The organism is Methanospirillum sp. (assembly GCF_028679455.1).
In the GTDB taxonomy this organism is placed as follows: domain Archaea; phylum Halobacteriota; class Methanomicrobia; order Methanomicrobiales; family Methanospirillaceae; genus Methanospirillum.
Window position 1 is genome coordinate 1 of sequence record NZ_JAJRBM010000304.1, and the last position, 7192, is coordinate 7192.

The 7192-nt window shown below is 46.9% G+C and carries 4 protein-coding genes and 1 pseudogene; 4 read left to right on the plus strand and 1 reads right to left on the minus strand.

Features of this window, described 5'->3' with window-relative positions:
• The 3 genes from mutS to LUQ50_RS10465 form a co-directional block, all read left to right on the plus strand.
• Window positions 1-1986: DNA mismatch repair protein MutS (gene mutS / locus LUQ50_RS10455; RefSeq protein ID WP_300039778.1), on the plus strand; the 1986-nt coding region annotated here is incomplete at its 5' end.
• Window positions 1983-3773 carry a DNA mismatch repair endonuclease MutL gene (gene mutL / locus LUQ50_RS10460; RefSeq protein ID WP_300039779.1) on the plus strand — a complete coding sequence of 597 codons (1791 nt, stop codon included), beginning with the start codon at window positions 1983-1985 and terminating at the stop codon, window positions 3771-3773. The genes mutS and mutL, both read left to right, overlap by 4 nt.
• A gap of 2 nt (window positions 3774-3775) precedes the next feature.
• Window positions 3776-5164: a deoxyribodipyrimidine photo-lyase gene (locus LUQ50_RS10465; RefSeq protein ID WP_300039780.1), complete on the plus strand. Its 1389-nt coding sequence runs from the start codon at window positions 3776-3778 to the stop codon at window positions 5162-5164.
• Window positions 5165-5380: 216 nt separating this feature from the next.
• On the opposite strand, the pseudogene LUQ50_RS10470 reads toward LUQ50_RS10465, so the two are convergent.
• Window positions 5381-5992, minus strand: a pseudogene (locus LUQ50_RS10470) (transposase); the annotation flags it as partial.
• Window positions 5993-6104: 112 nt separating this feature from the next.
• Here LUQ50_RS10470 and LUQ50_RS10475 point away from each other — a divergent pair.
• Window positions 6105-7040 carry a transposase gene (locus tag LUQ50_RS10475; RefSeq protein ID WP_300039781.1) on the plus strand — a complete coding sequence of 312 codons (936 nt, stop codon included), beginning with the start codon at window positions 6105-6107 and terminating at the stop codon, window positions 7038-7040.
• Window positions 7041-7192: the final 152 nt, after the last annotated feature.

Below are 7192 nucleotides of genomic sequence, written 5' to 3' on the forward strand. Positions count from 1 at the left end.
CTCTGCCGGCAGTTTATGATGAGTTCACTCGACTCACTCGCATGTGGAGATATTCCTGCAGGAGTGACTGCTGCCGGAGCTGCACTCGCTTATGCGCAGAAAACACAGTTTGATCCCCTCGCTCATATCAGATCCCTGTCACGGAATCTGCAGTCTGAATATCTGGTTCTCGATGCAGTCACCCTTCGGAATCTAGAGGTTGTCTCCAATATCCGGGATCGGACCGAGGAAGGAACATTGGTTGGGACGATGGATCTTACCCTGACTCCTATGGGACGGCGACTGATGCGGCGTTGGATTACTGCTCCGCTCCGTTTTGTTGATGCCATTAATCACCGTCTTGATGCAGTTGAGTTCTTTACACAGGAGACCGTGCTGCGACAGGATCTGCGACGCATGCTACACCGCTATGCCGATCTTGAGCGCATTGCCGGAAGGATATCATATGGAAATGCAAGCCCGCGTGATCTGATCACCCTGAGCAACTCACTACAGGTTGCTTTGTCAATACGTTCTCAGTTCAATGGTTTTGCTCATGTACCAGAATTAGTCAGTCAGTCAGTCAGCGAAATCACGGATATGAGTGATCTAGTCTCTCTGGTGAAGCGTTCTATCGTTGATGATCCTCCCCTTTTGATCAGAAAAGGTGGCGTAATTCGGGATGGATATCATCAAGAACTCGATCGGCTCCGGGTTATCACTCGTGACGGGCGCCAATGGATTGCAGATCTTGAACTGCAGGAGAAAGAGCGGACCGGCATAAAATCTCTGAAAATTCGTTATAATGCAGTGTTTGGATTCTTCATTGAGATAACCAAGGCGAACCTCTCATCAGTTCCTCCTGATTATGAGCGTCGCCAGACCACTGCCAACGGAGAGCGCTTCACCATTCCTGCACTCCGGGAGGTGGAATCGCAGATTGCAACAGCCGATGAGCGTCTGCTAACTCTGGAAGAGGAACTCTACACCGATCTTCTGGCAACGATGCGGAAACAGGTATCTGATCTGCAACTGACCGCTCATGCAGTGGCGAGGATTGATCTCTTTGCCAGCCTGGCAGAGGTAGCTCTCAAGTTCAGATATGTACGTCCCCATCTCACCTCTGAACCGGCTCTTCTGGTCAGAGAAGGTCGTCACCCGGTTGTCGAGGCCTCACTCGCCAGTGGCTTTGTTCCCAATGACGCTGAGATGAGTGCATCTGGAGAGCAGATCCTGATCATCACCGGTGCCAACATGGCAGGTAAGTCCACGTACATGCGGAGCGTTGCCCTGATCATTGTGATGGCACAGATGGGCAGTTTTGTTCCGGCAGCATATGCAAAAATCGGGTTGGTGGATCGTATCTTTACCCGGGTTGGGGCGTTTGATGATCTCGCAAGCGGTCAGAGTACATTCATGGTTGAGATGCTGGAACTTGCCACCATTCTGAATCATGCGACTGAACAGAGTCTGGTCATTCTCGATGAAATTGGAAGAGGTACCAGTACGCTTGACGGGTATTGTATTGCCCGGGCGGTTCTGGAACATCTGCATGGAAAACGGAACCGTGGTCCCCGGACTCTCTTTGCAACCCATTTTCATGAACTTGTTGGGGTAGAAGAAGATCTGAAACGAGTGCGAAACTGTCACTTCGCAGTAAAGGAGACCGACAAGGATGTGGTATTTCTACGTAAACTCATTCCCGGTGCAACAGATCGCAGTTATGGTATTCATGTTGCATCACTCGCCGGTGTTCCGGTCCCGGTTATCGGGAGAGCTGAGGATCTCATGAAGAAGATCATGCGGGGTGATGAGTCACCAGGTGGTGGGGTCAAGCGGTATACCCAGATGATCCTTGTTGATGCGCCAATGGTATCCACTCCATCACCATTACGGCCGGATCCCCTACGGGAAGAACTTGATGCGCTTGATGTCAACACCTTAACCCCGCTTCAGGCTCTTTCCCTGCTAGCCGATCTGAAACAAAGAGTAAAGGATCCATCGTGACCAGTGTTTCATCCACCCGTATTCGTATTCTGGATGGAGAGACGGTCAACCAGATTGCTGCCGGTGAAGTGGTTGAACGTCCCGCATCCATCGTCAAGGAACTGATCGAGAATGCAATCGATGCCGGTGCAGCGCAGATTACAGTTGAGATCAGTTCAAGCCGAAAGGAGGTATCACGGATCCGCATCATCGATGATGGGCATGGAATCCCTGCCGGAGAGGTACCTCTGGCGTTTCTTCCCCATGCGACCAGTAAGATTCAGACCGCAGAGGATCTGAACACCTGTCGCACTCTTGGTTTCAGAGGTGAAGCCCTCGCCAGCATTGCTGCGATTGCGTATGTTACCATGGTGACCCGACCCCAGGGTGAAGAAGCAGGAACCCGGGTCATTATCAGTGGGGGTGAGGTTCTCGAGCAGGGAGCCATCGGTGCTCCGGTTGGCACCACCCTTACGATAGAGGAGATCTTCTTTACCACCCCGGCGAGGCGGAAATTCCTGAAAAGTCTGGCAACCGAACTCTCACGGTTATCCTCAGTGATCGAGGTCTTCTGTCTCTTCTATCCTGAAATTACGTTCCGGTACCTGTTGAACGGGCAAGAAAAAATTACGAGTCATGGTACCCGCACGTTGGGCGAGGTACTGCGTGCGTTGAGACCTGATGAAGCCGTACAGATGCTGTCTATCAAGGGGGAGGATCACGGAATCTCCCTGGAAGGGTATATTTCCCACCCGGAACTGATCAAACAGAATACCCAGCGGATATTGATTGCTGTTAATGGGCGAATGATCGTTTCGTCCCGTATATCCGGGGCGATCAGGGGAGGATACGGAACCCTGATCCCATCATATTCATTCCCGGTTGCGGTGTTGGTGATAACGCTGGACCCCGCACGCGTTGATGCAAATATTCATCCTACCAAACGCGAGATACGGATATCTGACGAGTCCGAGTTTCTAAAATTTATCACATCAACGGTGAAGGAAACCCTCCAGCGAAATGACCTCTCCCACTCGGTTTCAGTAACAGAGCGATCAGAACTCATCCAATCTCCTGATACTCAAATGAGTGATAGTGTTTCTTCCGAGTACCATGTCAGGATGTCTCCGTTGCCGGGTGTTCATGAAGCCTCATTAGCCGGATACCGTACAACTGCACGACAGCTTCGCCAGAGTCGTCTTCAGATGGAACCGGCGGATTCTGCAGGTGAACCCCGGTTTCCCTCTCTTACCTATATCGGGCAGGTTGCTGCTACCTATCTGCTTGCTTCTAATGAAGCCGGTGATCTGATCCTCATTGATCAGCATGCTGCCCACGAGCGGGTTCGTTATGACCAGTTGAAGCGGGAACAACGTGAGGGAACCCTGTCGCAGGAACTATTGGTACCAGTTGTTCTCTCTTTCAGCCCATCTGAAGTTCACCTGCTGACTGAACTCAAATCAGATCTTGAGGAAGAAGGATTTCATATTGAGCCATTTGGGAAGGACACCTGGTGTGTGCGGGGGGTTCCGGTTGTTCTCGGGAGATCTGAGGATCCTGAAGCGATAAAAGAAATTATTTCAGGAATTCTTACCGGTGGTCAGGAGAGCCGGATGCATGAATCGGTATCCCGCCTGGTAGCCTGCCGGGGAGCGGTGAAAGCTGGTGTCATCCTCACTCCTGAACAGGGCGAGGAGATCATCAGCCAGCTCTCCTATACTGCTGAACCATATACCTGTCCCCATGGACGACCTACGATTGTCTCTTTCTCACGAGTAAAACTGGAAGAACTCTTTCGGAGAAGATAACCGTGATACAAGCGGAACGGGTCCATGGTTCTGATGCTGGTTACGAGAGACAACATGGTGCTTATGTTCTGTACTGGATGCAGAATGCTGTGCGGACTGATTATAATCATGCCCTTGAATATGCTATTGAATCTGCGAATCATCTACGTAAGCCCCTCCTTGTTATCTTTATCCTGACTGATACCTTCCCTGATGCTACCTTCAGACACTATAAATTCCTTGTTGAAGGGTTGCTTGATGTAAGCCATTCTCTCGCGGAGCGGAATATCAGGCTGCAGGTGCTCCTTGGTGATCCCGGGATTCTTGTTCCATCGATGGCAGAGGATGCCTGCCTCCTGATTACCGATTACGGGTATCTCCGGATTCAGCATCAATGGTGTTCAAAAGTTAAGGAGACAGTCTCATGCCCGTTTATCATGGTTGAGTCCGGGGTGATTGTTCCGGTTGCGACAGCATCACCAAAAATGGAATGGTCAGCGGGAACATTCAGACCAAAGATAACCAATCAGTTTTCCCGGTTCATGGTGGATCTTACACCCAGAACTCTACGTAATTCGTCACTTGGATGGGATGAAGGAGCGCATCCGCATATAAATCCTGACGCACTTCTTTCTCACCTTGAGATCGATAGGTCTGATCTCCCGGTCCCGATACGTGGTGGCGAACATGCTGCACGGGTTCAACTATCATGGTTTGTGGAAAACCGTCTGGCGAATTATGATCAATCCCGAAATGACCCGACTGCCCGTGCAACATCACGGCTCAGTGCATATCTGCACTTTGGTATGATCTCTCCTCTCCGGGTCGCACAAACGGTGAATGCAGTACAGGATTTGTCGACCACTGAATTCCTTGAGCAATTGATGGTACGGAGGGAACTTGCGTTCAATTATGTCCATTATAATCAGGAATATGATCAGTATCAGTCTGCAATCCCGGAGTGGGCATTTCGTACGCTGGATACTCATTGTAATGACCAAAGAGAGTACTCATACACCTGTGAAGAACTGGACCGGGCTAAAACCCATGATCCATACTGGAATGCCATGCAGACCGAACTCACTCTGACCGGCTATCTGCATGGATACTTCCGGATGTACTGGGGTAAAAAGATACTTGAATGGTCTGAGCAGCCTGGGGATGCATATCAAACTGCCCTCTTGCTTAACAACCGATATCTCCTGGACGGACGGGATCCGAATGGTTTTGCCGGGATTGCCTGGTGTTTTGGCAGACATGACCGTCCCTGGAAAGAGCGACCGGTCTTTGGAACCATCAGGTATATGAATGCTGCCGGGCTTAAACGAAAATTCAAGGTGGATGCTTATGTTGCAATGGTCTCGATGATGTCGGCCAGAGTTACTGATGAGCATCAGGGTGATCCATCCTAAGTTTGCCACTTTGACTTCAGACACTCAATGAGATCATCCACTATCGTGATCTAATTTTTCCAGAATTTCATCGAAAAAGAGTATTTGCCAGTTGAAGTTTTTCCCCTCAAAACTTCATGCAATCACCCAATTATAGCGCAAAATCATCGTATTAATGGCATCAAAATTGGAGTGAATGTACTTTTTAGGAGTTACGCAGACCGACCTCCAAAAAAATTATAGCGCATATTTTGGCCTCTGAATATACTCTGATATCCCAACTTTTGTAATTTGCCATTGAGCATTGTACGGAGTAACACCATTCAAAAAATTGTTAACTTCGAGTCGTAAATATGCTCTTAATGAGCAGTTAATATGATTTCGTTGAATAATTGCTTTCCTCGCCTGACAATTTTCAACACCACACAATTCTTTGATTGCCCTGTGATAATTCTCAATTGTCCAACAGATTGACTGTAAAACAAGCCTATCTTCATTATTCAACGGAAGAAAATTGGTGACCCAATACCTACTTGCACCTTTTCGGTTAAGGGAGTGAAAGAGACGAATAAATCCATATTTTTTCAAATGGACTTCCAATCCCTCTTCAGGAATAGCTAATTCTGACACTTTTACATTACCAAGGGCATCAGGATTTACCATCCGGTTTTTCTTAACTCGTGTGAAGAAGTTCCACCCAAGGCGGTTAATGATTTTAAGATTCTCATTCCCGGAATACCAACTATCAAACATGATAAATGAAGGAGTAAATCCTCTCTTATACGCAGTTTGCGCCATTTCCTGTAGATGATCATTTTTTGTCTTGTCATCAACATCTTTATCATATAGGACTTACGCGAAACGGTCCTTCGACCGAAAGATCAATATATTATTAGTACAATAAAATAGATTCGTGCCCCCATTGCCAAAATGTGATGACAAAGACTACATTCACTTTTTAATGGCAGCTCAATGTGATGCCTCTTGCGTAAAAGCCGCTGATTGTTATTCCGAGATTGGTATCAGCATTGCACATGACTCTTTTAACCGATTTCTGACGAGACAGTCTCTTACTAACGAGGCGTTGTGGAAAGAGGTTGAACCATATGTCGAGAAAACGAGTGGTTGGTTTGTCCTTGATGATACAGTAATCGATAAGATTCACTCAAAATTTATCGAAATGACTTATTATCAATGGAGTGGGAAGCATCATAAAGTTGTAAAAGGGATCGGGCTCATTAGTTTGGTATGGACTGATGGCTCATATACATACCCACTTGATTATCGCCTTTATGATCCTGATGAAGATGAAATGTCAAAAAACGATCATTTTCGGGCAATGATTCAAATTGCGATAGATCGAGGTTTTACTCCCAGCGTGATCCTTTTTGATAGTTGGTATTCCGGCATTGAAAATCTAAAATTTATCCGAAATTTAGGGTTAAATTGGTTTACTCGACTAAAGAAAAATCGTCAGGTGAACCCTGATCGTTCAGGAAATGTTGGGGTTGGTTCACTAACACTTCCAGCAGATGGATTGGAGGTGCATTTAAAGAAATACGGATTTATTCGTATTTTTCATTCAGTAAATCCAAGAGGAAAGGATAGATATTGGGCGACAAATATTCTTCAGATGGATTATGCAGATCGAAAAAATCTGCAGTCAATTTGTTGGACGATTGAAAACTACCATCGCGTGATTAAAGAAATCTGCTGTCTCGAAAAATGTCCTGTTCGAAAGAGAATTGCTCAAAAGAATCACATAAATTGTGCATTAAGAGCGTATTTGCGTTTTGAATTCGAGCATTACAACACAGGGAACAGTCCATACTTGATAAAATGGGAGATCCAGAAAGTAGGAATCAACTCATTTCTCAAGGATAAAATTGCGCGATAATTTTTTTCAAAGGGGTACTGCGTAAGTCCTATCTTACTCGATTTCAGGCAGAAGAATCCCTCTCTCCCAGTGATGAACTTTTCTTTAAGAAACTTGACGGCATCATCTTCGGAGAGTTCAATCAGTTTTGTCTGGATGGAGTAGTCCACATC

Bases quoted from the DNA above. Each gene is read 5' to 3' on its own strand.
- LUQ50_RS10475 (WP_300039781.1), top strand. From the start codon at position 6,105: ATGGCAGCTCAATGTGATGCCTCTTGCGTAAAAGCCGCTGATTGTTAT.